The sequence below is a fragment of the Roseovarius sp. B-10 genome (genome assembly GCF_056859295.1).
Genome location: NZ_JBSXOE010000044.1, coordinates 221,976 through 247,976 on the forward strand (window position 1 = coordinate 221,976; position 26,001 = coordinate 247,976).

28 protein-coding genes, 1 tRNA gene and 1 other RNA gene are annotated in these 26,001 nt (G+C 66.7%); 16 read left to right on the top strand and 14 right to left on the bottom strand.

Translation table 11 applies throughout. The features are described 5' to 3' along the window. The 4 genes from AC13D8_RS20310 (at position 1) to AC13D8_RS20325 (ending at position 2,407) form a co-directional block, all read left to right on the top strand. Positions 1-741 carry a hypothetical protein gene (locus AC13D8_RS20310; protein ID WP_482970329.1) on the top strand — a complete coding sequence of 247 codons (741 nt, stop codon included), beginning with the start codon at positions 1-3 and terminating at the stop codon, positions 739-741. Beyond that, on the top strand, positions 725-1,441 hold the full coding sequence (locus AC13D8_RS20315; protein ID WP_482970330.1) for an N-acetylmuramoyl-L-alanine amidase: 717 nt from the start codon (positions 725-727) through the stop codon (positions 1,439-1,441). The genes AC13D8_RS20310 and AC13D8_RS20315 overlap by 17 nt, the downstream gene beginning before the upstream one ends. Positions 1,442-1,453: 12 nt before the next feature. Then, positions 1,454-1,861, top strand: an RNA gene (gene rnpB / locus AC13D8_RS20320) — RNase P RNA component class A. 36 nt (positions 1,862-1,897) lie between these two features. After that, complete coding sequence (locus AC13D8_RS20325) at positions 1,898-2,407, top strand: DUF2244 domain-containing protein (RefSeq protein WP_129432548.1); 510 nt, start codon at positions 1,898-1,900, stop codon at positions 2,405-2,407. Between the two features lie 103 nt (positions 2,408-2,510). Here AC13D8_RS20325 and AC13D8_RS20330 read toward each other — a convergent pair whose 3' ends face one another. Next, a complete protein-coding gene (locus AC13D8_RS20330) occupies positions 2,511-2,969 on the bottom strand; it encodes a GatB/YqeY domain-containing protein (protein WP_482970358.1) in 459 nt (152 codons plus the stop codon). Positions 2,970-3,122: 153 nt separating this feature from the next. On the opposite strand from AC13D8_RS20330, the gene carA reads away from it, so the two are divergent. Continuing rightward, positions 3,123-4,271, top strand: a complete 1,149-nt coding sequence (gene carA / locus AC13D8_RS20335; RefSeq protein WP_482970331.1) for a glutamine-hydrolyzing carbamoyl-phosphate synthase small subunit — start codon at positions 3,123-3,125, stop codon at positions 4,269-4,271. Positions 4,272-4,377: 106 nt separating this feature from the next. Further along, a complete protein-coding gene (locus AC13D8_RS20340) occupies positions 4,378-6,318 on the top strand; it encodes a glycosyltransferase (protein ID WP_482970332.1) in 1,941 nt (646 codons plus the stop codon). Here AC13D8_RS20340 and AC13D8_RS20345 read toward each other — a convergent pair. Beyond that, on the bottom strand, positions 6,259-6,903 hold the full coding sequence (locus AC13D8_RS20345; protein ID WP_482970333.1) for a GntR family transcriptional regulator: 645 nt from the start codon (positions 6,901-6,903) through the stop codon (positions 6,259-6,261). The genes AC13D8_RS20340 and AC13D8_RS20345 overlap by 60 nt on opposite strands. A 106-nt stretch (positions 6,904-7,009) precedes the next feature. Between AC13D8_RS20345 and AC13D8_RS20350 the strand changes: the two genes are divergently transcribed. The 3 genes from AC13D8_RS20350 (at position 7,010) to AC13D8_RS20360 (ending at position 9,189) form a co-directional block, all read left to right on the top strand. Continuing rightward, positions 7,010-7,654 (top strand): pyrimidine 5'-nucleotidase, encoded by a 645-nt coding sequence (locus AC13D8_RS20350; RefSeq protein WP_482970334.1) that lies wholly within the window; start codon positions 7,010-7,012, stop codon positions 7,652-7,654. Between the two features lie 93 nt (positions 7,655-7,747). Then, positions 7,748-7,954, top strand: coding sequence for a hypothetical protein (locus AC13D8_RS20355; protein ID WP_482970335.1), 207 nt, complete (start codon positions 7,748-7,750; stop codon positions 7,952-7,954). A gap of 32 nt (positions 7,955-7,986) precedes the next feature. Next, positions 7,987-9,189 carry a UbiH/UbiF family hydroxylase gene (locus AC13D8_RS20360; protein WP_482970336.1) on the top strand — a complete coding sequence of 401 codons (1,203 nt, stop codon included), beginning with the start codon at positions 7,987-7,989 and terminating at the stop codon, positions 9,187-9,189. 3 nt (positions 9,190-9,192) lie between these two features. Here the strand turns inward: AC13D8_RS20360 and AC13D8_RS20365 are convergent, their stop codons facing one another. From AC13D8_RS20365 to AC13D8_RS20375, 3 genes are all read right to left on the bottom strand, one after another. Further along, entirely contained in the window at positions 9,193-10,320 is a 1,128-nt protein-coding gene (locus AC13D8_RS20365; RefSeq protein WP_482970337.1) for an aminotransferase class V-fold PLP-dependent enzyme, read from the bottom strand. A gap of 64 nt (positions 10,321-10,384) precedes the next feature. Continuing rightward, positions 10,385-10,843 (bottom strand): Lrp/AsnC family transcriptional regulator, encoded by a 459-nt coding sequence (locus tag AC13D8_RS20370; protein WP_129432556.1) that lies wholly within the window; start codon positions 10,841-10,843, stop codon positions 10,385-10,387. Further along, entirely contained in the window at positions 10,840-11,295 is a 456-nt protein-coding gene (locus AC13D8_RS20375; protein ID WP_104017713.1) for an Lrp/AsnC family transcriptional regulator, read from the bottom strand. The genes AC13D8_RS20370 and AC13D8_RS20375 overlap by 4 nt, the downstream gene beginning before the upstream one ends. 136 nt (positions 11,296-11,431) lie before the next feature. Between AC13D8_RS20375 and ilvC the strand changes: the two genes are divergently transcribed. Together ilvC and AC13D8_RS20385 are read left to right on the top strand one after the other, a co-directional pair. Next, a complete protein-coding gene (gene ilvC / locus AC13D8_RS20380) occupies positions 11,432-12,454 on the top strand; it encodes a ketol-acid reductoisomerase (RefSeq protein ID WP_446249610.1) in 1,023 nt (340 codons plus the stop codon). A 64-nt stretch (positions 12,455-12,518) separates the two neighbouring features. After that, entirely contained in the window at positions 12,519-13,442 is a 924-nt protein-coding gene (locus AC13D8_RS20385) for a DMT family transporter (protein ID WP_482970338.1), read from the top strand. Positions 13,443-13,551: 109 nt separating this feature from the next. Here the strand turns inward: AC13D8_RS20385 and folP are convergent, their stop codons facing one another. The 5 genes from folP to AC13D8_RS20410 form a co-directional block, all read right to left on the bottom strand. After that, positions 13,552-14,562, bottom strand: coding sequence for a dihydropteroate synthase (gene folP, locus AC13D8_RS20390; RefSeq protein WP_482970339.1), 1,011 nt, complete (start codon positions 14,560-14,562; stop codon positions 13,552-13,554). After that, complete coding sequence (locus AC13D8_RS20395) at positions 14,563-15,489, bottom strand: dihydroneopterin aldolase (protein ID WP_482970340.1); 927 nt, start codon at positions 15,487-15,489, stop codon at positions 14,563-14,565. It abuts the gene before it with no gap. A gap of 406 nt (positions 15,490-15,895) precedes the next feature. Further along, positions 15,896-17,569 carry a cytochrome c oxidase subunit I gene (ctaD, locus tag AC13D8_RS20400; protein ID WP_482970341.1) on the bottom strand — a complete coding sequence of 558 codons (1,674 nt, stop codon included), beginning with the start codon at positions 17,567-17,569 and terminating at the stop codon, positions 15,896-15,898. Positions 17,570-17,725: 156 nt separating this feature from the next. Further along, positions 17,726-18,496: a 23S rRNA (adenine(2030)-N(6))-methyltransferase RlmJ gene (gene rlmJ, locus AC13D8_RS20405; protein ID WP_482970342.1), complete on the bottom strand. Its 771-nt coding sequence runs from the start codon at positions 18,494-18,496 to the stop codon at positions 17,726-17,728. Between the two features lie 482 nt (positions 18,497-18,978). After that, positions 18,979-19,368, bottom strand: coding sequence for a c-type cytochrome (locus tag AC13D8_RS20410; RefSeq protein WP_482970343.1), 390 nt, complete (start codon positions 19,366-19,368; stop codon positions 18,979-18,981). A gap of 172 nt (positions 19,369-19,540) precedes the next feature. On the opposite strand from AC13D8_RS20410, the gene AC13D8_RS20415 reads away from it, so the two are divergent. After that, positions 19,541-20,374 carry a hypothetical protein gene (locus AC13D8_RS20415; RefSeq protein WP_482970344.1) on the top strand — a complete coding sequence of 278 codons (834 nt, stop codon included), beginning with the start codon at positions 19,541-19,543 and terminating at the stop codon, positions 20,372-20,374. A gap of 12 nt (positions 20,375-20,386) precedes the next feature. On the opposite strand, the gene lipB is transcribed toward AC13D8_RS20415, so the two are convergent. Next, entirely contained in the window at positions 20,387-21,040 is a 654-nt protein-coding gene (lipB, locus tag AC13D8_RS20420; RefSeq protein WP_482970345.1) for a lipoyl(octanoyl) transferase LipB, read from the bottom strand. A 4-nt stretch (positions 21,041-21,044) separates the two neighbouring features. Continuing rightward, positions 21,045-21,818, bottom strand: coding sequence for a LytTR family DNA-binding domain-containing protein (locus AC13D8_RS20425; RefSeq protein WP_164989198.1), 774 nt, complete (start codon positions 21,816-21,818; stop codon positions 21,045-21,047). A 100-nt stretch (positions 21,819-21,918) separates the two neighbouring features. Here AC13D8_RS20425 and AC13D8_RS20430 point away from each other — a divergent pair, with 100 nt between their 5' ends. From AC13D8_RS20430 to AC13D8_RS20440, 3 genes are all read left to right on the top strand, one after another. Further along, positions 21,919-22,413, top strand: a complete 495-nt coding sequence (locus AC13D8_RS20430) for a DUF2306 domain-containing protein (RefSeq protein WP_482970346.1) — start codon at positions 21,919-21,921, stop codon at positions 22,411-22,413. 197 nt (positions 22,414-22,610) lie between these two features. Beyond that, positions 22,611-23,909, top strand: coding sequence for a peptidoglycan-binding domain-containing protein (locus tag AC13D8_RS20435; RefSeq protein WP_482970347.1), 1,299 nt, complete (start codon positions 22,611-22,613; stop codon positions 23,907-23,909). Positions 23,910-24,019: 110 nt separating this feature from the next. Further along, a tRNA-Leu gene (locus AC13D8_RS20440) sits at positions 24,020-24,106 on the top strand. A 252-nt stretch (positions 24,107-24,358) separates the two neighbouring features. On the opposite strand, the gene AC13D8_RS20445 is transcribed toward AC13D8_RS20440, so the two are convergent. Further along, positions 24,359-25,093 (bottom strand): hypothetical protein, encoded by a 735-nt coding sequence (locus AC13D8_RS20445; RefSeq protein WP_482970348.1) that lies wholly within the window; start codon positions 25,091-25,093, stop codon positions 24,359-24,361. 433 nt (positions 25,094-25,526) lie between these two features. On the opposite strand from AC13D8_RS20445, the gene AC13D8_RS20450 reads away from it, so the two are divergent. After that, positions 25,527-25,742: a hypothetical protein gene (locus AC13D8_RS20450; protein WP_482970349.1), complete on the top strand. Its 216-nt coding sequence runs from the start codon at positions 25,527-25,529 to the stop codon at positions 25,740-25,742. Positions 25,743-25,746: 4 nt separating this feature from the next. Here the strand turns inward: AC13D8_RS20450 and AC13D8_RS20455 are convergent. Continuing rightward, on the bottom strand, positions 25,747-26,001 hold a 255-nt coding region (locus AC13D8_RS20455), incomplete at its 5' end, for an SHOCT domain-containing protein (protein ID WP_482970350.1).

Consider the following 26,001-nt stretch of genomic DNA (forward strand, 5'->3'; position numbering starts at 1 on the left):
ATGCGGTTGACGCTTGGTTTTGTGGTTATGGCGGCGCTGGCCGCCTGTGCCCCGGCGATCCCCGACAGCGGGGCCGGCGTGGGATTCGAGGATTACGAGACCTACCAGCGCGAAAAGGCCGCGCGCGAGGCGGCGCTGGCGGGAGAGACGCTGCCGCCGCCTGGCGCGATCTCGTCCGAACCGCTCGATGCCACGGGGGGCGCGACCGAGGCGTCCGAAGCCTCCGAGGCCGAGCGCATCGCCGCCGAGGCCGAGGCGGCATTGGACGCGGCCGGATCAGGGGCCGCGTCGGGGGATGAGCCGCTTCAGGCCAGCCCGTCGAACCCGGCACCTGCCGTTGTAAACGATGTCGGTATCTCGCGGGAGAACAGCTTTGACGCGGTCGATTCCGAGCGTTCGATAGAAGAGGACGCTGCCCGCATCGCGCGCAATCGCGAGCAGTACGAGGTGGTTCAGCCCGAGGAGATCGGCGCGCGCCCGGGCGACGTGGGCCCCAACATCGTGGAATACGCACTGTCCTCGAAGCACCCGGTCGGCACGCAGCTCTATTCCCGCAGCGCGTTCGCGACGGAAGCGCGCCACGTGCGCAACTGCGCGGAATATTCCTCGCCAGACCAGGCGCAGCTCGATTTCCTGCGCAAGGGCGGGCCCGAGCGCGACCGGATGGCGCTCGATCCCGATGGCGACGGCTATGCCTGCGACTGGGATCCGGCACCGTTCCGCCGTGCCCTGGCCGACTGATCCGGGCGCGGGCATCGCGGCGTATCCCTCGCCCAATCACGGGCCGCGCCGGGATGGGGCGCGGCCCGATCTCATCGTGCTGCACCACACCGCGATGGAGAGCGCCGAGGCGGCACTGGCGCGTCTGTGCGATCCCGCGGCGGAGGTCTCGGCCCATTACCTGATCTGCGAGCGGGGGCGCATCTGGCAGCTAGTCGACGAGGATGCGCGCGCGTGGCACGCGGGGGCGGGGCGCTGGGGCGATGTGAGTGACGTCAATTCGCGCTCCATCGGGATAGAATTGGCCAATTGCGGCGACCATCCCTATCCGTGGCCGCAGATGGCCGCGCTGGAGACATTGATGCGCGGGATCATGGCGCGACGGGCGATCCCGCCCGCGCGGGTGATCGCGCATTCTGACCTGGCGCCGGGCCGCAAGACCGATCCCGGCCCACGCTTTGACTGGCGGGGGCTGGCGCGTGCGGGGCTGTCGGTATGGTCGGACGCCGGGGCGGAGGGGGCCGCAGACTGGCCGCAGTTCGAGGCGGCGGCGGCGCGGTTCGGCTATCCCGTGGGCGATGCGGGTCGCGAGGCGCTGCTCGCGGCGTTTCGGCTGCGCTTTCGCCCGCATGCCACGGGGCCGCTGGACCGCGCGGATTGCGCGCGCATGGCCGATCTGGCGGCACGCTTTCCCGTTGACCGGGCAGGGCCGAACGCCTAAGCGATGGGGCGCGCGGAGGGCCGGATGGCCGCGACACCCCGGCAACGGGGTGGCGAGGAAAGTCCGGACTCCACAAGACGACGGTGCCGGGTAACGCCCGGCCGGGGCAACCCGAGGGAAAGCGCCACAGAAAATAGACCGCCCCGGTTACGACCGTGGCAAGGGTGAAACGGTGGGGTAAGAGCCCACCGCGGGACGGGCAACCGGACCGGCACGGCAAGCCCCACCGGGAGCAATGCCGAATAGGGACCGCGCGCGGGGCAGGTCGGGCAACCGATACCGCCCGCAGGCCACGTCTTGGCCCGGCGGTCCGGGTAGGCAGCTAGAGGCGCGCGGGCAACCGCGCGTCGAGACGAATGGTCATCCGAAGGGGGCCCCGCGCCCCCGGGACAGAATCCGGCTTACAGGCCCTCCGCGCGCTCTTTTCATTTTCGCCTGTCAGGCTACAAACGGGTCATGCCGTATCACTGGAGCAGCCCGCCGCAGGGCGCGGACCGCGATCTCGAACTTCAACTCTGGCCGCACCGGTCGCTGCCGCGCCGCGGCTTTGCCGCGTTCGTGCTGGCGACCTTCGCGCTCATCACCATCCCGCTCTACCCGCTACTGGGCACGATGCTGCTGTGGGGGCTGTTGCCGTTCCTGTTGCTGGCGGTGGGCGGCGTGTGGTGGGGCCTCGAGGCGACCTATCGCAGCGCCCGGCTGCGCGAGGTGCTGACCATCACGCCCGACGAGCTGCGGCTGGTGCGCACCAACCCGCGCGGCGACGTGCAGGAATGGGCGTGCAATCGCTACTGGGCGCGGGTGCAGATGCATCCCGAGGGCGGGCCGGTGGAGCATTACCTGACGCTCAGGGGCGGTGGGCGCGAGGTGGAGATCGGCGCGTTCCTTTCGGAGGACGAGCGCAAGGCCCTGCACGGCGAACTGGCTGACGCGATCCGCCCACCCCCCGCGCCGATGACGGGATAAGGGGGCGGTGGTGTTGGTCCGTGGCGGACGATCAGGACAGTCCCCCGCGCGGCTCATCGCTGATTGCCTCTCTGCGCGCGCCAGGCCAGACCCGCGCCCCGCGTTAGCTTAGCCGCGCCTTGACCTGTGCGCCGACCGCGCCGAAATCCATCTGCCCGGCGTGGCGTTCCTTGAGCTTGGCCATGATCTTGCCCATGTCTCGGATCGAGGTGGCCCCGACATCGGCGATGGCGCGGTTGATGGCGGCGTCGATTTCCTGAGCGTCGAGCTGGCGCGGCAGGAATTCCTCGATCACCGCGATCTCGGCGCGTTCGCGCTCGGCAAGATCGACGCGCCCGCCTTCTTCGTAGGCGCGCACGCTCTCGTTGCGCTGCTTGACCATCTTGGCAAGGATCGCCCTGATCTCGGCATCGCCGAGCGCGGCGGCGTCGTCCGAGCCGCGGTTGGCGATTTCAAGATCCTTGATCGCGGCGTTGATGAGCCTCAGGGTCGCGAGGCGACTCTGATCCTTGTCCTTCATCGCCTGTTTCAGCGCCTGACCGATCCGGTCACGTAACTCCATCAGGTCCATCCCCATGACCGTTTGCAAGGCATTAAGCCTAGCGGGTAGGCGTGGGCATGACAACCGTCCGGGCCGCGCATGGTGGTGGGTTGACCAAGGCAGGGGCTGGCCGTATTGATGCGCCGATTTACCCCCAGCCCGGAGACCCCCGCGATGGCCCAAGCGTCCAGACCTCACCCGACCGCCTGCCTTGCGCTGGCCGATGGATCGCTGTTCTACGGGCAGGGCTTCGGCGCCATTGGCGAGACGGTGGCGGAACTGTGTTTCAATACCGCGATGACCGGCTACCAGGAAATCATGACCGATCCCTCTTATGCCGGGCAGATCGTCACCTTCACCTTTCCGCATGTGGGCAATGTGGGGGTGAACACCGACGATGACGAGACCGCCGAGCCGGTGGCGGCGGGGATGGTCGTCAAGTGGGACCCGACCGAGCCGTCGAACTGGCGCGCCGAGGAGCATCTCTCGACATGGCTGGCGCGGCGCGGGCGCATCGCTATCGGGGGGGTGGACACGCGGCGGCTCACGCGCGCGATCCGCCAGCAGGGCGCGCCGCACGTAGCGCTCGCGCACGACCCTTCGGGTAATTTCGATGCCGCCGCGCTGGTGGCGAAGGCGCGCGGCTTTGCCGGGCTGGAGGGGATGGACCTCGCGCGCGAGGTATCGTGCCGGCAATCCTATCGCTGGGACGAGATGCGCTGGGCCTGGCCCGAGGGCTACAAGCGGCAGACCGAGGCACGCCACAAGGTGGTCGCGATCGACTATGGCGCCAAGCGCAACATCCTGCGTTGCCTGGCGAGCGCGGGCTGCGAGGTGACGGTGATGCCCGCCACGACCACCGCAGAGGAGGTGTTGGCGCAGCAACCCGACGGTGTATTCCTGTCGAACGGCCCCGGCGATCCGGCGGCCACGGGGGAATACGCGGTGCCGATGATCCGTGGTGTGCTCGACCGGGGGGTGCCGCTCTTCGGTATATGTCTCGGGCACCAGATGCTGGCACTGGCGCTGGGCGGTCACACGATCAAGATGAACCACGGCCACCATGGTGCCAACCACCCCGTCAAGGAGATCGAGACCGGCAAGGTCGAGATCACCTCGATGAACCACGGCTTCGCGGTGGACGGGCAGAGCCTGCCCGATGGCGTGATCGAGACGCATGTCTCGCTGTTCGATGGTTCGAATTGCGGCATCCGGCTGAAGGACCACCCGGTATTCTCTGTGCAGCACCACCCCGAGGCCAGTCCCGGCCCGCAGGACAGCTTTTACCTGTTTGAGCGGTTCGCGGACTCCATGGCCGGGTAAGCCCGCGATCCCGTCAGCTTTTTGGCCAGCATTAACCGCTTGTTAAAGGATCGTTAACCTTCCGCCCGCTAGCTTTTCCGAAGGGGACAGGCAGCGGAGGCCGGACATGGGAATTTCCGAGTTGCGTCAGGGCGGCTTTGACCGTCAGCGACAGAGCTCGCGGGTGCCGATGCATCCGCTGGGCCGCGATCTGGTACGCCAAGGGGTCATAAGCGGTGCCGATGCCACGCTCGCCGAGCTTGTGCAGAGGCGTTGCGATACCTCGCTCGATCGTATCCTGATGGCCGAGGGGCTGGCGCGCGAGGATGACCTCCTCACCGCTCATGCCCGCCGGATCAACGCAGAGCGGATCGAGGCGGACACCCTCACCGACATGACGCCGGTCGAGACCGGGCTCGACCCGCGCGTTCTGCTCAGGCACGGCGCGGTGATCTTGCGTGCCCAGGATGGACAGCCGCGGATCGTGAGCGACGGCGCCGAGCCTCTCGGTGCGTTACGCTCGGTGCTGCCCGCCGATCTGGCCGGTGCCCGGTCGCTTGTCGCCCCGCGGGCGGCGATCCAGGGGCGCATCGCAGAGCTGCAGCGCGACGTGCTCCGAGATATGGCTGCCGCGCGCACGCCTGAAAACGAAAGCTGCCGAACCTGGGAGGCACATGCCAATGCACGGATGGGCCTGACCTTCGCGGTGCTGGCGGTGGCCTGCGCGCTCTGTCTGGTGTTTCCATTGGGGGTTTTCGGGGCGCTTGCCTTGTGGGCGGTGCTGACGCTGGTCGTGGCCGCCGGGCTCAAGATTACGGCATTCATCGCTGCGATGACCGGTCCGCGCAAGCATGACATGCCTGTTGCCGCGGCAAATGCCCCGCTGCCACGCGTCTCGATCCTCGTGCCGCTGTTTCGCGAGACCGAGATCGCGCACGCGCTGGTGGCAAGATTGTCCCGGCTGACCTACCCCAAATGCCTGCTCGACGTGATCCTGGTTCTCGAAGAGGAGGACCGGCTCACGCAGGAGACGCTGGCCACCATCGACCTGCCGCCCTGGATCAGGCCGGTGATCGTGCCCGATGGCCAGCCTCGGACCAAGCCGCGGGCGATGAATTACGCGCTCGATTTCTGCCAGGGCGAGATCATCGGCATTTTCGACGCCGAGGATGCGCCCGACCCTGACCAGATCACACAGGTCGCGCGACGCTTTCAGACCGCGCCGCACGATCTCGCTTGCCTGCAAGGCGTGCTCGACTACTACAACCCGCGCCAGAACTGGGTGGCGCGCTGCTTCACAATCGAATACGCCACGTGGTTTCGCACCATCATGCCGGGGATGGCCCGGCTCGGGCTGGCGTTGCCGCTGGGGGGGACCACGCTCTATATCCGGCGCGACGTGCTCGAGAATCTGGGGGGCTGGGACGCGCATAACGTGACCGAGGATGCCGATCTCGGCTTTCGCCTCGCGCGCCACGGCTATCGCACCGAGATGATCGGCACGGTCACCGAGGAAGAAGCCAATTGCCATCCCTGGGCGTGGGTCAAGCAGCGCTCTCGCTGGCTCAAGGGCTATATGACCACGTACCTGGTGCATATGCGCGCGCCCCGGCAGCTTTACGCGCAACTGGGTGCATGGCGGTTTTGGGGGTTCCAGGCGCATTTCGTCTCGTCTGTCAGCCAGGTGCTGCTCGCGCCGGTTCTGTGGTCTTTCTGGCTCTTGTTGTTCGGGTTGCCCCATCCCCTCGAAGCGGTGGTGGCCTGGCCGCTCCTGGTGCTGCTTGGCAGTCTATTCCTCAGTGTAGAAGTGATAAACCTGAGTATCTACGCGCAAGCGGTCTCGGGGCGGCGGCATCGCCATCTTCTTGGATGGGTGCCGACCATGCACTTCTATGCCCCGCTGGCGGCGGTGGCCGCTTACAAGGCGCTCTACGAGTTGATCCTCAAGCCGTTCTTCTGGGACAAGACGGTGCACGGCCTGTCGATCGCCGCGCGCGGGCGGCGGCGGTCAGACGGTGGATTTGATCTCGCCGGAATCAAGCTTGAGCCGGGTCACGAAGGCCTTTGAGATGTGATCGCGCAGCGCCTGCGCGGCGGCGTCGCCATCGCGGGTCTCGATGGCCGTGACGATGGCATCGTGCTCGGTCAGCGCATCCTCGCCGCGGCCCTCGGCGGCGAGCGAGGTGGTCGCGAGGAGCGCCATCGAACGGTGCACGAGATCGAGTTGCTGGACCAGAAACCGGTTGTGCGAGGTCAGGTGGACCTGCTTGTGAAACCGGCGGTTGGCGCGCGCCATGTCCTGCGGGCGACCGATGAGCGCGCGGTCGTCCTCGACCATGTCGCGCAGCACGCGCATCTCCTCGGGCGTGGCGTGCATCGCGGCGAGACGCGCGGCCAGCCCCTCGAGCTCGGCGCGCACGGTGTACAGCTCGGAGAGCTGGTTGTAATCGAGCGAAGCGACGATCAGGCTACGCCCGTCGCGGGTGAGCATGGATTGCGTCTCAAGCCGCTGGAGCGCTTCGCGGATGGGCGTGCGCGACACGCCGAAGCGTTCTGCCAGATCGCTTTCCACCAGCCGGTCGCCGGGCTTGAACACGCCGCTGTCGATGGCCTCGAGGATCAGTGAATAGGCATCAGTGCTCGGCGCTTTCATGGGATGGCGGTCCTTTATGCCAGTGAAACGGCAGCTTACGCGCTTTGAGAGCACGATCAAGCCCGGACGATTGCGCGGTGTGTCGCATTGGCCTATACGCGGGGTCATGGTCAGGCAGCATTTCACCCACGTCACGACATGGGTTTTTGATCTCGACAACACGCTCTACCCGCCGCAGGCGCGGCTCTTCGACCAGATCGAGGCGCGCATGACCGCCTTTGTCATGGAGGTCCTGCGCGTGGAGCGCGCCGAGGCAGACCGCATCCGGCACGCATATTGGCGCGAGCATGGCACCACGCTGGCCGGGTTGATGCGGTGCCACGATCTCGATCCTGACCGGTACCTGCGCGAGGTGCACGACATCTCGCTCGACCATCTCGCGCCCGACCCGGACCTCGCGGGCGCAATCCGCGCGCTGCCGGGGCGCAAGATCGTCTATACCAACGGCTCGGGCGAGTATGCGGACCGCGTGGTGGCGGCGCGGGGCCTGTCGGGGGCGTTCGATGCGGTCTATGGCGTGGAACATGCCGGGTTTCGTCCCAAGCCGGAGGCGTGCGCCTTTGCCGCCGTGCTCGAGCGCGATGGTTCGGAGGCGGGGCGCGCGGCCATGTTCGAGGACGATCCGCGCAACCTCGCCGCTCCGCACGACATGGGGATGCGCACCGTCCACGTCGCGCCCGAGCCGGTGCCGGCCGCGCATATCCATTACCACACCGATGATCTCGGCGCGTTTCTCGCGCGGCTGGTCTGAGCCTCCGGGCCTGCGGCGAGACGTCTCTTTGAAGGGGGTGCGGGCCTGGCCTAGGTGACTGTCGAAGTCACCATTTTCCTGAAAGGACCGACCATGACCGCGACCGAAACCCACGCCACGCCGCTGGCAGAGACCGACGCCGAGACCGCCACGGCGCTGCGCATCCTGCTGAGCGTCGCCGTCTTTGTCGCCGGCTGGGCGACAAGCGTTGCGCTCTGGGGTATTCCCGGGCTTTATATTCCTGCGCTGGCGCTGGTGCCGGTCGTGTGGGGGCTGCTCATCACCGTCTCGCGCGTCTGAACGGTGAAGAGGCGCGCGGCAAGGAGGCTCGGATGACGCGCGAAGATGTCGATATCCTGATTTCGGGCGGGGGCGTGGCCGGGCTCGCTGCGGCGGCGGTGTTCGGGCAGGCGGGATTCTCGGTGCTCTGCGTCGATCCCGCCCCGCCGGTCACCGAGCGCGAGGCCCAAGGGGCCGACCTGCGCACCACGGCATTTCTGCAACCGGCGCAGGCGCTGCTCGAGCGCGCCGGGCTGTGGGCGCGGCTTGGCCCTCACGCGATGCCGCTTCAGGTGATGCGGATCGTCGATGCCGGGGGCGCCGAGCCGGAGCCGCGCATCGTCAAGGATTTCGACGCTGCGGATATTTCCGACCGGCCCTTCGGGTGGAACCTGCCCAACTGGCTCCTGCGTCGCGAGACGGTGGCGCATCTGGAGAGCTTGCCGGGGGTGCGCTTTCGCCCTGGCACCGGCACAACCACGCTACTGACGCGCGAGCGCGAGGCGCTCGTGGGCCTGAGCGACGGGACGGGCGTGCGCGCGCGGCTGGTGATCGCTGCCGACGGGCGCAACTCGCCCATTCGCGAGGCGGCGGGAATCGACGTGAAAACAACACGCTACGGGCAGAAGGCGCTGGCCTTCGCCGTCACCCACCCGATCCCGCACGACAATGTCTCGACCGAGATTCACCGCTCGGGCGGGCCGTTCACGCTGGTGCCGCTGCCGGATTTCGACGGGCGACCGTCCTCGGCGATCGTCTGGATGGAAGAGGGGCCGGAGGCCATGCGCCTCGCCGGGTTGCCGGTGCCGGAGTTCGAGGCCGAGATGAACGCGCGCTCCTGCCATCTCTTTGGGCCGCTGACGCTCGCCTCGCGCCGCACGGTGTGGCCGATCATCAGCCAGGTGGCCGAGCGCATGTGGTCCGAGCGCGTGGCGCTGGTGGCCGAGGCGGCGCATGTGGTGCCGCCTATCGGCGCGCAGGGGCTGAACATGAGCCTTGGCGACATGCGGGTGCTGCTGGAGCTGGCAGAGGCCGCGCCGGAGCGGCTTGGCGAGCGCGCGATGCTCGAGACCTATCACCGCCGTCGCCATATGGAGGTGTGCGCGCGGGTGACGGGGATCGACGTGCTCAACCGCGCGTCCATGCTGCGGGCGCGGCCCCTGCGGGACGCGCGGGCGCAGGCGCTCGACGCGATCTATTCGCTGGCCCCGGTGCGCAGGACGCTTATGCAGATGGGCCTCGGGGCGCGCGGCTGAGGGTCAGAGTACGCGATCGAGCACCGCTTCCAGCCGCGCGAGCGCGCCCGGCACGTCGTAGAGCTTGTCCAGCCCGAACAGGCCGAGGCGGAAGGTGCGAAAGCCCTCGGGCTCATTGCACTGAAGCGGCACGCCCGCCGCGATCTGCATCCCTTCGGCAGCAAATTTGCTGCCGTTCTGGATGTCGGGATCGTCGGTGTAGCTGACCACTACACCCGGCGCGCCGAAGCCCTCGGCGGCGACCGAGGTCACGCCGTGCGCGGCCAGCATTGCGCGGACGCCGTCGCCCAACTCCCATTGCGCCTGCCGCAGTCGGTCGAACCCGTAATCGCGCGTCTCGATCATCGTGTCGCGGAACCCGCGCAAGGCATCGGTCGGCATGGTCGCGTGATAGGCATGGCCGCCATCCTCGTAAGCCTGCATGATCGCACGCCATTTTTTCAGATCGAGCGCGAAGCTGTCCGAAGTGGTCTCTTCCAGCCGGGCCATCGCGCGGCCGGACAACATGACAAGCCCTGCCGAGGGCGAGGCCGACCAACCCTTTTGCGGGGCCGAGATCAGCACATCGACGCCGGTGGTCTTCATGTCCACCCAGGCGCAGCCCGAGGCGATGCAATCGAGGACCATGAGCGCGCCAACCTCGTGCGCGGCCTCTGCCAGCGCAGTGATGTAGTCGTCGGGAAGGATCAGCCCGGCGGAAGTCTCGACATGCGGCGCAAAGACCACGTCCGGTTTTGCCTCGCGGATCTTGGCCACCACCTCCTCTATCGGGGCCGGGGCAAACGGTGTCTGTGCGCCGTTGCCGGTCTGGCGGGCCATGCAGACGGTGGTCTCGGCGGTGAAGGCACCCGCGTCGAAAATCTGGCTCCAGCGGAAGGAGAACCAGCCGTTGCGCACGATCAGCGCATGGGCGCCGTGCCCGAACTGCCGTGCCACGGATTCCATCGCGTAAGTCCCGCCGCCGGGCACGAGCGCCACCGCGTCGGCGGAATAGACCTCTTTCAGCATGGATGAGATGTCGCGCATAACATGCTGAAAAGATTTACTCATGTGGTTGAGCGAACGGTCGGTGAAGACGACCGAATATTCCAGAAGTCCGTCGGGATCGACATGGTCGAGAAGGGCGGTCATGAGGCGTCTCCTGTTGGGTCGGCGGCAGGATGCAGCGGGCGTGCGGGGATGTCCAGTGGTCGGCCTAGCCGATCGGGCCGGGGCGGCGCTCCTCGCTCAGGAGCACGTTGGCCTCGACATTGCCGAGGCCCGGCAGCGTCATGATGCGACGCCGCAGCACGCGCTCGAAATCGGCGATGTCGCGGGCGACCACGCGCAGGCGGTAGTCATATAGGCCGAGGATATGCTCGACCGTCTGCACCTCGGGGATGGCCGTGACGGCGCGTTCGAAATCCTCCAGGCTGACGCGCCCCTTGGTGGCGAGCTTGACCCCGAGAAAGACGGTCACGCCGAATCCCAGCTTTTCATGATCCAGTTCAAGACGTTGGCCGCTGATCGCGCCGCTGTCGTGGAGCCGCCGGACGCGTCGCCACGCGGCGGGCTGGGACAGGCCGAGGCGGCGGCCAATGGCGCTGGCGGAAAGCGTGGCATCCTCGGCCAGCAGCCGCAGGATACGCCGGTCAGTGGTGTCGAGCGCGATCATAGTGGCAGGCCCTCGTCGGACTTGATCCGCGCCACGTGCATGAGCGCCTCGATATCGGCGATATGCGGCAGGGTCAGGATGGCGCTGCGGTAGATCTGCTGATAATGTGCCATGTCGCGCGCGATGACCGAGAGTCGCAGATCGACGCGACCAAGGAATGTCTGTATTTCAATGACTTCCGGCACGTTCCTCGCCTCTGTGATGAATTCGTCGAAGGCGCGGGGGGCGGTCTTGTCGAGCGAGACACGCAAGCTCACCTCGACCTCATAGCCAAGCGCGCGCCAGTCGATCACCGCGCGGTTGGCGCGGATGATGCCAGCGCTGCGCAGTCGGTCGAGCCGCCGGGCGCAGGTGGCGGGCGTGAGGCCGGTGCGCTCGGCAAGCTCTGCCGGGCCGAGATGCGGGGCGTGCTGGTACTGGCGCAAAAGGCGGCGGTCGGTATCGTCGAGCATGATATTTCCGAATATCTGATCAAGTAAGAATGATATATACAAGATAGCCCGGTATAAACCCCAATAATCATACACCTTCACCACCAGCAAGGCGTAGTCTCCACCACAGTCAGAACCCCAAAGAAAGGAGACCGCCATGCGCGTCTATTATGATCGCGATTGCGATATCAACCTCATCAAGGACAAGAAGGTCGCCATCCTTGGCTATGGCAGCCAGGGCCACGCCCACGCACTTAACCTGCGGGATTCCGGGGCAAAAAACCTTGTCGTCGCACTGCGTGAAGGCTCGCGCTCGGCCAAGAAGGCCGAGGCCGAGGGGCTCAAGGTCATGGGCATCGCCGAGGCGGCGGCGTGGTGCGACCTGATGATGTTCACCATGCCCGACGAGTTGCAGGGCGAAACCTATCGCAAATATGTGCATGACAACATCCGTCCCGGTGCGGCGATCGCCTTTGCGCACGGGCTGAACGTGCATTTCGGGCTCATCGACGCCAAGGAAGGTGTGGACGTCATCATGATGGCGCCCAAGGGCCCCGGCCACACGGTGCGCGGCGAATACGTCAAGGGCGGCGGCGTGCCTTGCCTGGTGGCGGTGGACACGGATGCGTCCGGCAAGGCCTTGGAATTGGGGCTTTCCTACTGCTCGGCCATCGGCGGCGGGCGTTCGGGGATCATCGAGACCTCGTTCCGCGAGGAATGTGAGACCGACCTCTTCGGCGAGCAGGCGGTGCTCTGTGGCGGTCTGGTCGAGCTTATCCGCATGGGCTTCGAGACGCTGGTCGAGGCAGGCTATGCCCCTGAAATGGCTTACTTTGAATGCCTGCACGAGGTGAAGCTCATCGTCGATCTGATCTACGAAGGCGGCATCGCCAACATGAACTACTCGATCTCCAACACCGCGGAATACGGCGAGTATGTGAGCGGGCCGCGGGTGCTGCCTTATGACCGCACCAAGGCGGAGATGAAGAAGATCCTGCACGACATTCAGAGTGGCGCCTTTGTCCGTGATTTCATGCAGGAAAACGCGGTTGGCCAACCGTTCTTCAAGGGCACACGGCGGATGAATGACGCGCACCAGATCGAGGAGGTCGGCCGCAAGCTGCGCGGCATGATGCCGTGGATCAGCGCGGGCAAGCTCGTGGATCAGGAAAAGAACTGAACCCATTGAAATAAAAGGGAAAGGGCGCCCCGCGCGGGCGCCTTTTCAATCCGGGAGGGGCCCCTTGCAGGACATCGCGCCGATCAACTGGCTGAGGATCGGGGCGCTGGGCCTGATCTGGGGGGCGTCGTTCACCTTCATCTCGGTGGCGCTGCGGGACGTGGGGCCGTTCACCGTGGCGGCGGTGCGGATCACGCTGGGGGCGGTGTTTCTGCTGTCGCTGCTGCGGATACGCGGGCTGAAACTGCCACCCGTCGGGCCGGGGCCAGAGCGCAAGTTCTGGATCTTCGCGGTCTTCATGGCGTTGTTTTCAAACGTTATTCCATTCTCCTTGCTGGGCTGGGCGCAGCAATCGGTGGCCTCGGGCTTTGCCGGGGTATGCATGGCAGCGGTGCCGCTGCTGATCCTGCCGCTGGCGCATGTTTTCGTGCCCGGTGAACGGATGCACCTGCGGCGCGCCGGGGGGTTTGTCCTGGGCACCACGGGGGTGGTGGTGCTGATCGGGGCGGAGGCTTTTGCATCAACGGGTAAGGACCTGGAATCATTGGCAAGGCTGGCCTGCCTCGGGGCGGCGATGTGCTATGCGACGGGCTCGATCCTGACGCGGCTGTGCCCGCCCGTGCACCTGTTGGCGCTGGCGGCGGCGGTGATGACGTTGGCGGCGGGGATGATCGTGCCGGTGGCGCTGATCGTGGAAGGCATCCCTAACTCTATGAGTTTGAAAGGGTTTTTCGCGCTCATTTATCTGGGCATCCTGCCCACGGGGGTGGCGCAGTTGTTGCTGGTGCAGGTCACGCGCGAGGCGGGGCCGGGATTCTTCGGACTTGTCAATTACATGGTGCCGGTGTGGTCGGTCATCCTCGGGGCGGTGCTGTTGTCGGAGGCGGTGCCGCCGCGGCTGTTCCTGGCGATGGCGATGATCCTGGCGGGCGTGGCGATCAGCCAATGGGGCGCGCTGCGGCGGCTGTTCGCGGGGCGGCCAACCTGAAGGTTCAACGCGCGAACCGATAGGTTCGCAGGGACAAACGCACGGCGGTGCAGGGTTTTGTAAAGAATTGGCCAAAATTCGGGGGTGAATTGGCCCCCAAAGTGGAGATTCAGCAAGACCGGATCGCGTCCCACACATCAAGTGCGGCGCGCGTCTCGGCCACGTCGTGCACGCGCAGGATCTGCACGCCCTGCTGGGCGGCCGTGACAGCGATGGCGAGCGAGCCGGGCACGCGGTCGGATGCGACCGGCGTGCCGGTCAGGTCGCCGATGAAACGCTTGCGCGACGCGCCGAGCAGAACTGGACAGCCGAGCCCGTGAAAGAGCGACACTCCTTGCAGCAGGCAGAGGTTGTGGTCGCGCGTCTTGCCGAAGCCGATGCCGGGATCGACGGCGATGCGCCCGCGCGGGATGCCTAGAGCCGTGAGCGCCTCGACGCGCGCCCCGAGCCAGTCGTAGACATCGAGGAGCACGTCGGCGTAGCGCGGATCCTGCTGCATGGTCTCGGGGGTGCCCTGGGCGTGCATGATGCAGACCGGCAGGGCGTGCTCGGAGGCGAAGGGGGCGAGGGAGGCGTCGAACGTGAAGCCCGACACGTCGTTGACGAGGGTCGCGCCGGCGCGGAACGCTTCGTCGGCCACCGGCGTCTTGCGGGTGTCGATGGAGATGGGGGTGGCGATCTCGGCACGGATGGCGGCGATCACCGGCGCGGTGCGGGCGATCTCTTCGTCGAGCGGCACGGGTGCGGCACCGGGGCGGGTGGATTCGCCGCCCACGTCGAGGATGTCGGCCCCGGCCTGCGCCATGGCGCGGGCATGGGCGAGCGCGGTCGCGGGGTCGAAATGCCGGCCGCCGTCGGAGAAGCTGTCGGGGGTGATGTTGAGGATGCCCATGAGGCGCGGCGCGTCCATGTCCATCCCCGATAGCGGCGGGCGCGGTGCGGTGAGCCGATGTGCGACGTCGGCGGGCAGGTCGCGCGCGGGCAGGAGGCGGGGCGGCGCGTCGCGGGCGAGCACCTCGACGGTGTCGAACCAGCACCAGCCACCCGCGAGCGGCAGCGCGCCCTCGGGGCGCGCGTGGTGGTGGTGATCGGTGCGGGGTACGGGGCGATAATAGGTCATCTAGAGGCCGGAGCGGGCGATGTCCTGGACCAGCACCGGCACGCGGCACGCGGCGGGCGGGGTCGCGCCGATGAGCAGGAGGTCTGACGCCTCGATATGGCCCGCGAACCACGCGGCGAGATCGACGGGGTTGTGGGTCGAGGGTGCGGGACCGTCCACCGCGTCGAGCACGATCTTGGACGGTGCCCAGACGCTGATCTGGTCGTGCTTCATCGCCCAGTCGAGTTCGGTGCGGGTGGCGACGACGACGCAACGGTCGTCGCGCCCGGCAAGCACCCAGGCGTTCTGTTCCAGCGCCAGCAGGTCCACGCGGCGCTGGGTCATGCGGTGGCCGGTGTCGGGCGCCGGGGTGTCGGGGGCGCCGACGCAGAGGATCACCGGCTCGGCCCGGGCCTGAAGCTGGTCGAGCCAGCGGCCGAGATTGGGCGAGGTGATGGCCGCGTTGGTGAGGTAGACGACATGCGGGTGCGGCGCGGTGTCGGGCGCGACCGGGGCCCGGGTGGCGACATCGTCCACCGAGCGCACGATTTCGACCCCGAGCGCGCCGGGGCCGCGGTCGAGCTTTTCGATGCGGACGAAGCAGCGCACCGCCTGCGGCTCCCACAGGATGCGCTCTGCGATGCGCTCGGCCAGAGTTTCGAGCAGGTTGAGGCGTTCCTCGGCGAGCGCCGCCTCGATCGCCTCGGTCACGCGGTCGTAGGAGAGGATGCGATCCACGTCGTCTTCGAGCGCGCCGGTCATCGGGCGCACCTCGACCACCACGTTGAAGGCAATGCGCTGGGTGGTGCCGCGCTCGGCCTGAAAGGCGCCGATCTCGACCGCGACGATGTGATCGCGCACCGAGATGCGGTCGAGCGGACCATCGGGGGCGGTGGCGCGGGCACGGGCCTGCGGATGCTCGAAGGCGAGGCGGATTTCGTGGCTCATGCGGGCGGTCCCTGTGGTTTCGTGCGGATTGGGTAGCATGGGGGGACGATGCGGGGAATGGGGGAATCCGACGCATGGAGGGAGGGGTGCGGCAGGGGGGCGGGCAGGTTTTGGTTTGGAGGGGACGGTCGCCGTCTGGTCCCGGCGCGGAATCAAGGGCGAAGCCCGCCGCGCCATCGCATGTCCGCCCCCCGGACAGGCGATTTGGCTAAGCTAGCGCGCCGATTGCATGTTTTTCGGGAAAGCAGAAATAAAGTGCCCTGAAAAACCGTTGGATCGCCTGCCCGCGGACATGCGATGGCGCGGCTCACTGCAACGACCGCTCAAGGCCATGTCCGCCCTGCCGCCGGATGGCAAAAGGCCCCGGGGGTGCCCCGGGGCCTTTGCTTGTCTTGTCAGCCGGGGGTCAGTGCGCCGGCTGCTTGTCCCAGTCCTCGCGCTTGGGGAGCGTTTCGAACGTATGCTCCGGCGGTGGCGAGGGCAGGGTCCATTCCAGCGTGTCGGCGTATTCGTTCCACGGGTTCGCCTCGGTCACGCGGGCGCCGCGGAAGAGCGAGTAGAACACCACGCCGAAGAAGAACACGAAGCTGGCAAACGAGATGAACGCACCCACCGAGGACCACCAGTTCCAGACCGCGAAGGCCTCGGGGTAGTCGATGTAGCGGCGCGGCATGCCCTGACGACCCAGGAAGTGCTGCGGGAAGAAGGTCAGGTTGGAGCCGATGAACATCGCGGTGAAGTGCAGCTTGCCCATCCATTCGGGGATCATGCGGCCGGTCATCTTGGGGAAGTAGAAGTAGATGCCGGCGAAGATCGCGAACACCGCGCCGAGGCTCATCACGTAGTGGAAATGCGCCACCACGTAATAGGTGTCGTGATAGGCGCGGTCCACCGCCGCCTGGCTGAGCACGATGCCGGTGACGCCGCCCACCGTGAACAGGAACAAGAAGCCGAAGGCCCAGAGCATCGGTGTCTTGAACTCGACCGAGCCGCCCCACATGGTGGCGATCCAGCTAAACACCTTTACCCCTGTTGGCACCGCGATGACCATCGTGGCGAGCATGAAGTAGCTCTGCTGTGTCAGCGACATGCCCACGGTGTACATGTGGTGCGCCCAGACGATGAAGCCGAGGAAGCCGATAGCGATCAGCGCCCAGACCATCGGCAGGTAGCCGAATACCGGCTTGCGCGCGAAGGTGGCGATCACGTGGGAGATGATGCCGAAGCCCGGCAGGATGATGATGTAGACCTCGGGGTGCCCGAAGAACCACAGGATGTGCTGATAGAGGATCGGGTCGCCGCCGCCCGCCGGGTCGAAGAAGGTGGTGCCGAAATTGCGATCCGTGAGCAGCATGGTGATGGCACCCGCGAGGACCGGCAGCGACAAGAGGATCAGCCACGCGGTGACGAAGATCGACCAGCTAAACAGCGGCACCTTGAACAGCGTCATGCCGGGGGCGCGCATGTTGAGGAAGGTGGTGATCATGTTGATCGCGCCGAGGATCGAGGATGCCCCCGAGACGTGGACCGCGAAGATCGCGAGGTCCATCGACATGCCCGACTCGTTGGTCGAGAGCGGCGGGTAGAGCACCCAGCCCACGCCCGAGCCGAGCTGACCGTTGCCGCCCGGCGCCAGCAGCGAGGCGACGCCCAGCGAGGTGCCCGCGACGTAGAGCCAGAAACTGAGGTTGTTCATCCGCGGGAACGCCATGTCAGGCGCGCCGATCTGCAGCGGCATGAAGTAGTTGCCGAAGCCGCCGAACAGCGCCGGGATCACCACGAAGAACATCATCAGCACGCCGTGATAGGTGATCATCACGTTCCACAGGTGGCCGTTGGGCGTGCAGCTCGCGGTATCGGAGGCGATGAAGCGCGCGCCTTCGAGGCACATGTACTGAACGCCCGGTTCCATCAGTTCCATCCGCATGTAGACGGTGAACAGAACCGAGATCAGCCCGACCACCGCCGAGGTGACCAGGTAGAGGATGCCGATATCCTTGTGGTTGGTGGACATGAACCAGCGGGTGAAGAATCCGCGCTGATCCTCGTGCTCGTGGCCGTGAATGGCTGCGTCTGCCATTGGGTGCCTCCTGTTGACAATACCGCAGGGGACGCGGACCCTCGCCTCACGTCTCCGTTATTGTCTTGGTTCTAGAGCCTCGGGCGCGGGCGGGCAATGTGCGAATTTGATGCAGATCAAAGAATCTTGTCGCACCCCCCCCCGGGGGATGACGGGTCAGCCGAAGAGCTGTGAGAGGTGCGCGGTCTCTTCCGCCAGGCCATAGGGCGGGTTGACCACGAAGAGGCCCGAGCCGGTCATGCGGTGGCCCTCGCGGACCGTGGGGAAGCGGATTTCGTGGCGCAGGCCGCCCGGAAAGGCGGCGGTGAGCGCGGTGAGCATCGGGCCATGCGCGGCGCTGGCGAGAATCGGATACCACAGCACCAGGATGCCCACGTTCCAGGCCCGCGCGATCCGGGCGAAGTGGCGGGGAATGCTGTCGTAATCGGCCTTTACCTCGTAGCTCGGATCGCACAGCAGCAGCCCCCGCCTTGGCGTCGGCGGGCAGAGCGCGTGGGCCATCGCGAAGCCGTCCTCGCGGCGGATGCGGGCGGTGTGGGGGGCAAGTGCGGCGCTGAGGCGGGAGTGCTCGCCGGGATGCAGTTCGGCGAGGTGCAGGGCGTCGCCGGGGCGCAGTGATAGAGCAGCGAGAAGCGGCGAGCCGGGATAGGCCGAGGCGCCGTGCAGCGCCCGCGTCTCGTGCAGGCGCAGGCGGTAGGGGTTATCGGCGGGCAGCGCGGATTCGAGCCGCCCGATGCCCTGCGCCGCCTCGCCGGTGCGTTGCGCCGCCGGGTCGGCGAGGTCGTAGAGACCGCGCCCGGCATGGGTCTCGATATAGGTGAGCGGCTTGTCCTTGCGGGTGAGGTAGGCAAGCATCCACGCGAGCGCGGCGTGCTTGTGGACATCCGCCGGATTGCCCGCGTGGTAATGGTGCTGGTAGCTGAGCATGAGGGCAGGTAGCAGGTGGCGCGCGGTTGGGGAAGGGCCCGCGGGTGCATGTGACTGAGCTGTTGGCGTTCAACTGCCATTCCCCTCCTGCCCCGCGCGGGACAAGGCGTGCTTGCACGCCGCCGCGCGAGCGCCAGCCCGCCCCCCGGGCTGGCGATGGGGTGACGCTGGCGCAAAGCTTTCATCTCTCTCGGGAACTCAGGAATAAAGCACGATAGACCAGCCGTTGCACCGCCATCCCGCGGGCTGGCGCTCGCGCGGCTCATCACCGGATGCTTCAACGACCGCTCCAAGCCAGAATCTCGCGCCGCGCCGGCCGGCCCCGAGACGCCCGGAATCGTGATGTGTGGGGATATCCCCGGGTTAAGCCGAGGCGGACGGAGGGTGCCGGGCGCGTCCGGGGATGACGGGCGAAGCGGGCGGATGTGAAAAGGCCGCGCGGGGGCCGCGCGGCCTGTCGTGTCCGGGCCGGTGGCCCATGCTTACTCCGAGAAGGTGGCGAGGTAGGCGGCCACGTCCTCGCCGCCCTTGCGCAGCTTGAACGTCATCTTGGAGCGGTCGCCGAGGAATTCGTTGGGATCCTTGACGAATTCGGCAAGGTTTTCCTCGGTCCAGACCTCGCCCGACTCGGCCTTGGCCTGAAGCCCGTCGGAATAGCGGTAATCCTCGACGCTGCCCATCACCCGGCCGATCACGCCGTGGAGGTTAGGACCGACGCGACCGCCGCGGACGATGGTTTCGTCGCCGTCGGCGATCATGTGACAGGCCTTGCACTTGTTGAATTCCTTCTCGCCCTTGGCAGCGTCGCCTTCGGCGAAAGCGGGCAGGGCGAGGATGGCGAGCGCGGCGGATGCGGTGAGAACGGATTTCATGGCTACCTCTCGGTTGGGTTGCGTTTGCGACCCCGACCATAGCCGCGCCGGGTGGTCATGCAACCGTCAAATCGCCGCGGCGGGCAACCCTGCGCCGGTCGCGCAGGCGGGTTGTCAGAAGAGCGAAGTTATGCTCCGTTTCAAACAAACGGGGGTCTTCGGGGGACAGGAGATGGGGAAGGCGACGCGGGAGGCGTCGGTGCTGCGGCTGGCAGTGTCGGCGGTGATGGCGGTGCTGGTGTTGGTTGTTGCCACGCCGCGTGGAGCAGTGGCGGGGGATAGCGCGACGGTTGATCTGTGGCTGGCCTATCATGCGCGCGACGAGGTCAACTACGGCACGCGGGACGATGACATCCTGCGGCTGGGCGTAGCCTTTGTGCTGCCGGGCGCGCGCGCGAGCGATCTGCATCGTTATGCCCTGTTTGGCGGGCTGCGCGATATCGGCACCAATCTTGGCAAGAGCAGCGGGCACGCCGCGATGGACGAGGGCGAGATCGGGGTCGAGGCGCTGTGGCTGCGCGGCACGCGCGCGGCGCGGGGCGGAATCGGCGTGCGGGTGATCCATGCCAGCGTGGCCGAGACCGGGCTCGAGATCGGCTATGTGCACGAGCGCCGGGCGGGGCGCGCGGACCTGCGGTTCCTAGGCGGGGTGCAGGCGGTTTCGGGCGACGTGGCGGGGCGCGAGGATGCGGGCGTCTTCGGGCTGGCCGAGATCGGCTACTGGACCAGTGAGCGGCTGGTGCTGCGTGCGAGCCTCACGGCGGACAGCGACGGCGCGATCGGCGGGATCGGGGCGGAGCTGGCCGTGGGACGGCGGGGCGCGAGCCTCTATTTCGACTGGGGGCAAAGTATCGGCAGCTATCGCGGCGTGGGGGCCTATGACAGCCTGTCGGCCGGGCTGCGCCTGCCGCTGGGCCGGGCGGCGCGCGGCGGCGGGCAGGGCCTGCGCGATCATCAGTACGCCCGGGCGCGGCGCAGCCTGTTCCGGTCGGTGGGCCTGCAATAGCGCGGGCCGCTGTCAGTCCGGGGGAAAAGCGGTCTCGAAGCTGCGTTCCAGGGCCGCGTCGAGATCGCCCATCGTCACCGGCAGGCCGAGGTCGACGAGGCTGGTGACACCGTGCTCGGAAATGCCGCAGGGAACGATGCCGGAGAAATGCGCGAGGTCCGGCTCGACGTTGATCGAGATGCCGTGAAAGCTCACCCATTTGCGCAGGCGGATGCCGATGGCGGCGATCTTGTCCTCCGGCGGCGTGCCCGCGGCGGTGAGCGGCTTGTCGTGGCGCGTGACCCAGACGCCGACGCGGCCCTCGCGGATTTCGCCGGTCACGTTGAACTCCGCGAGCGTGGCGATCACCCAGGATTCGAGCTGGGCGACGAAGCGGCGGACATCGCGCCCGCGGCGGCCCACGTCGAGCATCACATAGGCCACGCGCTGACCGGGGCCGTGATAGGTATACTGCCCGCCGCGGCGGGCCTCGAAGACGGGGAAGCGGTCGGGGTCTACCAGGTCGGCGGGGCGCGCGGAGGTGCCGGCGGTGTAGAGGGGGGGGTGTTCGAGCAGCCAGATTGCCTCGTCCGCCGCGCCGCGCGCAATGGCGTCTGCGCGCGCTTCCATCCGGGCCAGGGCCTCGGGATAGGGGACGGGACGGTCGGACCTGATCCACTCTACCATGTGCCTACCCGGGCAGAAGCCCGGCCTCCTTCACCGCCGCCACGCGCGACCGGCTTACGGGAATGTCCTGTCCCGTGCTCATCGTCAAGACCGCGCGCGGGCCTTCGCGCCGGGCGGCGCGCACCTGATCGGTGGCGATCCAGTGCGAGCGGTGCACCTGGAGACCGGGGGAGGGTGCGGTCTCGGCGATGGCGTCGGACAGGCGCATGAGCAAGAGGTCACGGCCGCGCGTGGTCGTGACCTCGACATAGTGATCCTGCACCGTGAGCGCGACCAGCGGCCCGCGCCGGTCGAGCGGCAGCCGCGCGAGGATCGGTGGCGGGGCGTCCGCGCCGGGCGCGGCGGGCGGGTCGCCGCCGCGTGCGAGCATCAGCGCGAGGGTGATCACCAGCGCGATGGCGATGCCGTTGAGCGCCAGCGTGGCGAGGTCGGCAGGTGAGGGCGGCGGGAAGACGGCGAGGTTGACCAGCGAGACAAGCGCCGCGATCACCAGCCCCGCGGGCACCGCTGCCGCCAGCGCCGCCGCCAGCCGGGGCCAGCCGCGCGCCGTCAGCCGCGCAAGGACGAGGTTCACCAGCACCGCTCCGGTCACGTAGGTCAGCGCGCAGACCGCCAGCCAGTAGGCCAGGCGGGGCAGGAGCGGCAGGATATCCACCGTGCCGAACGGCCCGGCGAGCCCCGCCACCGTGCCCGCCGCGAGGATCGCGACCAGCGTCGGGCGGCTGGCGAGGATCGCGTGCAATTCACGCTTCGCGGATTGCAGCAGCCTTTTGTTCACGCATGTCCCCCCCGGTTTCGCGTATCGGCCCTCGCCCCGGCGCGGCCCGTCGTGCCAGCCCCGTGCCAACGCGACACACGCAACATCCATGAGGTTTGACATGACAAGTTTCGATCCGCTTTTCAACGCGCCGCTGGCGATACAGGTGCACGTGGCGGGGGCCGTTGTCGCGGTTCTTCTGACGCCGGTTGCGCTGTGGCGGCGGCGCCGCGACCGGCTGCACAAGGTCACGGGTTACGGCTGGGTGCTTGGCATGGCGGTGGCCGCGCTCAGTTCCTTTGCGATCACCGAGTTCGGCGTGGTCGGCCCGTTCAGCCCGATCCACGCGCTGTCGGTGGCCACGCTGGCGGGGCTCGTCGTCGGGGTGCGTGCGGCGGTCCGGGGGGATACGCGCAGGCATCGCGCGTCGATGACGCAACTGAGCCTGGCGCTGGTGGTGGCGGGGATGTTCACCCTTGCGCCGGGGCGCATCGCGCACCGGATGGTGATGGGCGAGACCGGCTGGGCGGGGTTTGCGGCGGTGGCGGTCGCGGCGGCGCTGGCGGTGCTGTGGCTGCGGCGGCATCGACGCCACGGGGGCGCGGCGCGGGCCTGATTCGCGCGGTTTGGGGCGTCGCTGACGGAGGTGGCCTCCGGCTGGCCCCGGGAACCGGCGGAATGCTGCCTCTCCGGGGGGGATTGCCGCCGCGCGCGGGGCGAATCGCGCATCGAGGGGTGACTCGTGCGGCGCAAGTGTCGAGACTTGTGCTATGATCTGTGCAGTTCCGATGTACCTGATGAGGGAGAAGCGAGATGGGTTCGAAAGCAATTCTCATGGCGGCGCTGACGGCCAGCGTGGCGGCGATGCCGGGCACCCGCGCGGCAGCGGATTTCGCCGATGGTCTCGTGGGCGGGCTCGTCGGCGGCGCGGTGAGCGGTATCATCGTCAACGAGAGCGCCAAGGCGCGCGAGCGCAAGCGCACGACGACGACAACGACGACGAGGCGGGTCTATCGCGCGCCCTCCGTTTCTAGCCAGGAGGTTCGCGAAGTGCAGACCGCGCTCAACTATTTCGGCTTTCCTGCGGGTACGCCAGATGGCATCCGCGGGCGCAACACGCGCAACGCGATTTCGCAGTTCCAGGCGCATATGGGCTATCCGGTCAGTGGGCATTTGCAGGATTATGAGCGGCAGTTCCTGATCTCGTCCTACTACCGGGCGCAGTCGGGCGGTGCGGCCACGGCGCAGATTGCCGCGCAGAGCGGGCAGGGCACGCGGGGTCTTTTGCACGCCTATCGTGACGAGGCGCTGGGCATGCAGCAGCAGGGGCAGGGCGGGATGATGGCCCTGGCCCCGCAGGAAGAGCAGACGCAGGCGGGCTCGGCCTCCGGCTCGGAATCGGACGGGGGCGCGCTGCCCAACCTGATGGCCTCGGGCGGGGACGGCCCGTCGCTGGCATCGCATTGCAACCAGGTGAGCCTCGTCACCAGCTCGAACGGCGGGTTTGTCACCGCCGCCTCGATGCAGGATGCGCGCTTTGCCCTCAACGAGCAGTTCTGCATCGCGCGGACCTATTCCATCGCCGAGGGCGAGAGCATGGCCGCCTCGCTGCAGGGGATCACGCCCGAGAAGCTGGAGGAGCAGTGCCGCGCCTTCGGCCCGGCGATGCGCGAGCACGTGGCGGCGCTGTCGCTCGACAAGCGCAGCGCAGTGCTCGACGGGGTGCGGGGCTTCGTGCGCCAGACCGGGCAGTCGCCCGCGCAACTGGCCGGGACCGCGCGCATCTGCCTGTCCGTGGGGTATCGCATCGACAACATGAACGTGGCGCTCGGCTCGGGCCTGTTGCTCGCGGCGCTGGGCGAGGATGCCTACGGCGAGCTGATGGGCCATCACCTCAACGAGGGGTTCGGCACCGCGCGCCGCCCCGAGCTGGCCAAGGAGTGGTTCGCCGCGGCCGTCGAGGCGGTGGAGAACGGGGCGGAGCCGGTCTTTGCCCCAGGCGATCCGGGGCGCAACGCGCTGTTGCGCAAGGCGGTGTTCGGCGCCGATGCGGGCGTGCAGGGCGAGGCCGTGCAGCCCGCCTCGACGCTGCCCACCTTTGACGTGGACTGAGCCGGGGCGGCCACCGGCGAGGGGGGTCGAAAAACCGGCGGGGCGATGCGATTTGCCCCTTCACAACCGGATGAGCATTGCGTATATGCCCCGCAGCCTACCAGGCACGTGCGGTCGTGGCGGAATTGGTAGACGCGCAGCGTTGAGGTCGCTGTGGGGTAACACCCGTGGAAGTTCGAGTCTTCTCGACCGCACCATCACTGGTCCCTAGCACCCCTGTTTTTCAAGGATTTCAGCAGTCTAGCGCCCCTCCCGAGACACAGATTGGGACACAGGCAGGGTGATGGTGGTGAAGCTGAAGTACGTGGATGAACTGTCAGGTGGGCGAAAACGCTTCCGACGCCGTTACCCCATCAGCCTGCCAACGAAAAGCTACGTGACACTTATTTAGCGGGTTAGCATTTCCAAAATACCATCTGAGCGCCACTGGAAACACTGGCTCTTTTTCATTAGCGGCACGAGCTTGGATGCCCGAGCAAAGAAGCCAGTTCGGGCGAGGCACTGGCAAGCGTAATCCCGAGAATGAACAAGCCGACACCGAACCACTCGACGTGGCTAGCGCCAACCATTAGTTCCTCAAGTCGTTCCTCTATCTCGTTTGCTCTTTCTCCCAACTCACCCACTTTTTCTGTCATCTTTTCGTCTAGGCGTGACGTTTCGCGGCTGAGGTCTTGCTGTAGTTTGACTGTTTGCTCTTTGAGGAGGTCTACCGCATTCTCAATGTCTTCTATGCGTTGTTCCAGCGTCGGATTGCTTCTGGCTACGACTCCGACACCATGCCCCGACATTGTTGCGACTGCTGCGCCCGACGCATTGACGGTTACGCGACGCACTTTGCGGGCTGGGAAGTTAGTAATGTACTCCTTCACGCGCTCTAGGGGGCTAGGTTTGCCAAACGCCCTTTCTGTATTGCGTAGACCACTGGCAACCTGAATGAACCCAATCAGTTGCAACAACCAGCCACCCAACCGGATATCTTGTTCGACGCAACCGAAAACGGACCACTGCGACCGAAAAAAGATCAAGAGGCCAACTAGAAACACAACACCTAGGACGTACCAGCGGACGCCAACGCAGCCCCTGCCGACGTAGCGTAAAAGCCTTGGTAGGTACTCACCCCATGTTAGATGGCGAACCTCTACCGTTGCGCTCGGATTGTTGGAGTTTTCATCGGGTCCGCTCATTTGCGCAGAGTGGCGCGGAATCAATATTAGCGCAAGTTGAACGCCCATTTTGCACAGCAGCTTTGTGACGGTATGCATCGGTAGAAGCAGACCCAGCTTAGCCGGTAGAAGAGACGCTATTAGTCGGCAAGCTCGCTGAGGACTTCTTCACTGATTGAGGCTGGAAGGCCGTGCGTCTTACTTTCACGCTTGTCGTAGCGCTTCTTTCGTGGGACACACAGCAAGCACAAGCTGGGACACAGGGGCGCACGGAATTCTGCCAATATCCCTGTAAAGCAATAGGTGGTTAGCGGTGTATCGCTCACTCAGGTTAGTCTTCTCGACCGCACCATTACATCAGATAGAGCATTGAAAATACACAGTAAGCTTGGCCGGTGTGAAGTCGACCACCCTGTTGGCCCACCTCTTTTCATGTGTTTGAACGGGCCACAATGTGCAACTATGGCTAAACCTTCGTCACTGGGCTGATATTGGCGACGCGATCGATCAAGGGCTCACGGTTCGATTTGCTCATGACGACTTGGATATGCTGACCCGCGGCGGTCATCTCCGTGCTGACAGTCTGGCTGTGATCGCCGCCGACTACGGACCAAGCACACCGGAAGGCATCGTTCTGCCAGAGCTGTTGACGACGCAGGCAGGGGCCTGATGGCTCAACCTTGAAGTTCCTGCTTCCGGCGCCGAAACTCGTCTTCGTCGATCTCGCCGCGCGCGTAGCGTTCCTTGAGGATCTCCATCGGATCGCGGGTCTCGCCAACCCGGTTACCGGTAAGCGCTCGAAAGGCGAAAACGGCAACTGCGATAATCAACCCCCAGAAAAGGATCATGCCGAAACCTGCCCACCAGCCATGTCCGCCACCCCACATCATGTGCCCATAGGTGTCATTGGCATTGCTGCCCGGATCCGC

Bases quoted from the DNA above. Each gene is read 5' to 3' on its own strand.
- AC13D8_RS20310 (WP_482970329.1), top strand. From the start codon at position 1: ATGCGGTTGACGCTTGGTTTTGTGGTTATGGCGGCGCTGGCCGCCTGT.
- AC13D8_RS20325 (WP_129432548.1), top strand. From the start codon at position 1,898: ATGCCGTATCACTGGAGCAGCCCGCCGCAGGGCGCGGACCGCGATCTC.
- AC13D8_RS20330 (WP_482970358.1), bottom strand. From the start codon at position 2,969: ATGGAGTTACGTGACCGGATCGGTCAGGCGCTGAAACAGGCGATGAAG.
- carA (WP_482970331.1), top strand. From the start codon at position 3,123: ATGGCCCAAGCGTCCAGACCTCACCCGACCGCCTGCCTTGCGCTGGCC.
- AC13D8_RS20340 (WP_482970332.1), top strand. From the start codon at position 4,378: ATGGGAATTTCCGAGTTGCGTCAGGGCGGCTTTGACCGTCAGCGACAG.
- AC13D8_RS20345 (WP_482970333.1), bottom strand. From the start codon at position 6,903: ATGAAAGCGCCGAGCACTGATGCCTATTCACTGATCCTCGAGGCCATC.
- AC13D8_RS20350 (WP_482970334.1), top strand. From the start codon at position 7,010: ATGGTCAGGCAGCATTTCACCCACGTCACGACATGGGTTTTTGATCTC.
- AC13D8_RS20355 (WP_482970335.1), top strand. From the start codon at position 7,748: ATGACCGCGACCGAAACCCACGCCACGCCGCTGGCAGAGACCGACGCC.
- AC13D8_RS20360 (WP_482970336.1), top strand. From the start codon at position 7,987: ATGACGCGCGAAGATGTCGATATCCTGATTTCGGGCGGGGGCGTGGCC.
- AC13D8_RS20365 (WP_482970337.1), bottom strand. From the start codon at position 10,320: ATGACCGCCCTTCTCGACCATGTCGATCCCGACGGACTTCTGGAATAT.
- AC13D8_RS20370 (WP_129432556.1), bottom strand. From the start codon at position 10,843: ATGATCGCGCTCGACACCACTGACCGGCGTATCCTGCGGCTGCTGGCC.
- AC13D8_RS20375 (WP_104017713.1), bottom strand. From the start codon at position 11,295: ATGCTCGACGATACCGACCGCCGCCTTTTGCGCCAGTACCAGCACGCC.
- ilvC (WP_446249610.1), top strand. From the start codon at position 11,432: ATGCGCGTCTATTATGATCGCGATTGCGATATCAACCTCATCAAGGAC.
- folP (WP_482970339.1), bottom strand. From the start codon at position 14,562: ATGACCTATTATCGCCCCGTACCCCGCACCGATCACCACCACCACGCG.
- AC13D8_RS20395 (WP_482970340.1), bottom strand. From the start codon at position 15,489: ATGAGCCACGAAATCCGCCTCGCCTTCGAGCATCCGCAGGCCCGTGCC.
- ctaD (WP_482970341.1), bottom strand. From the start codon at position 17,569: ATGGCAGACGCAGCCATTCACGGCCACGAGCACGAGGATCAGCGCGGA.
- rlmJ (WP_482970342.1), bottom strand. From the start codon at position 18,496: ATGCTCAGCTACCAGCACCATTACCACGCGGGCAATCCGGCGGATGTC.
- AC13D8_RS20410 (WP_482970343.1), bottom strand. From the start codon at position 19,368: ATGAAATCCGTTCTCACCGCATCCGCCGCGCTCGCCATCCTCGCCCTG.
- AC13D8_RS20415 (WP_482970344.1), top strand. From the start codon at position 19,541: ATGGGGAAGGCGACGCGGGAGGCGTCGGTGCTGCGGCTGGCAGTGTCG.
- lipB (WP_482970345.1), bottom strand. From the start codon at position 21,040: ATGGTAGAGTGGATCAGGTCCGACCGTCCCGTCCCCTATCCCGAGGCC.
- AC13D8_RS20430 (WP_482970346.1), top strand. From the start codon at position 21,919: ATGACAAGTTTCGATCCGCTTTTCAACGCGCCGCTGGCGATACAGGTG.
- AC13D8_RS20435 (WP_482970347.1), top strand. From the start codon at position 22,611: ATGGGTTCGAAAGCAATTCTCATGGCGGCGCTGACGGCCAGCGTGGCG.
- AC13D8_RS20445 (WP_482970348.1), bottom strand. From the start codon at position 25,093: ATGAGCGGACCCGATGAAAACTCCAACAATCCGAGCGCAACGGTAGAG.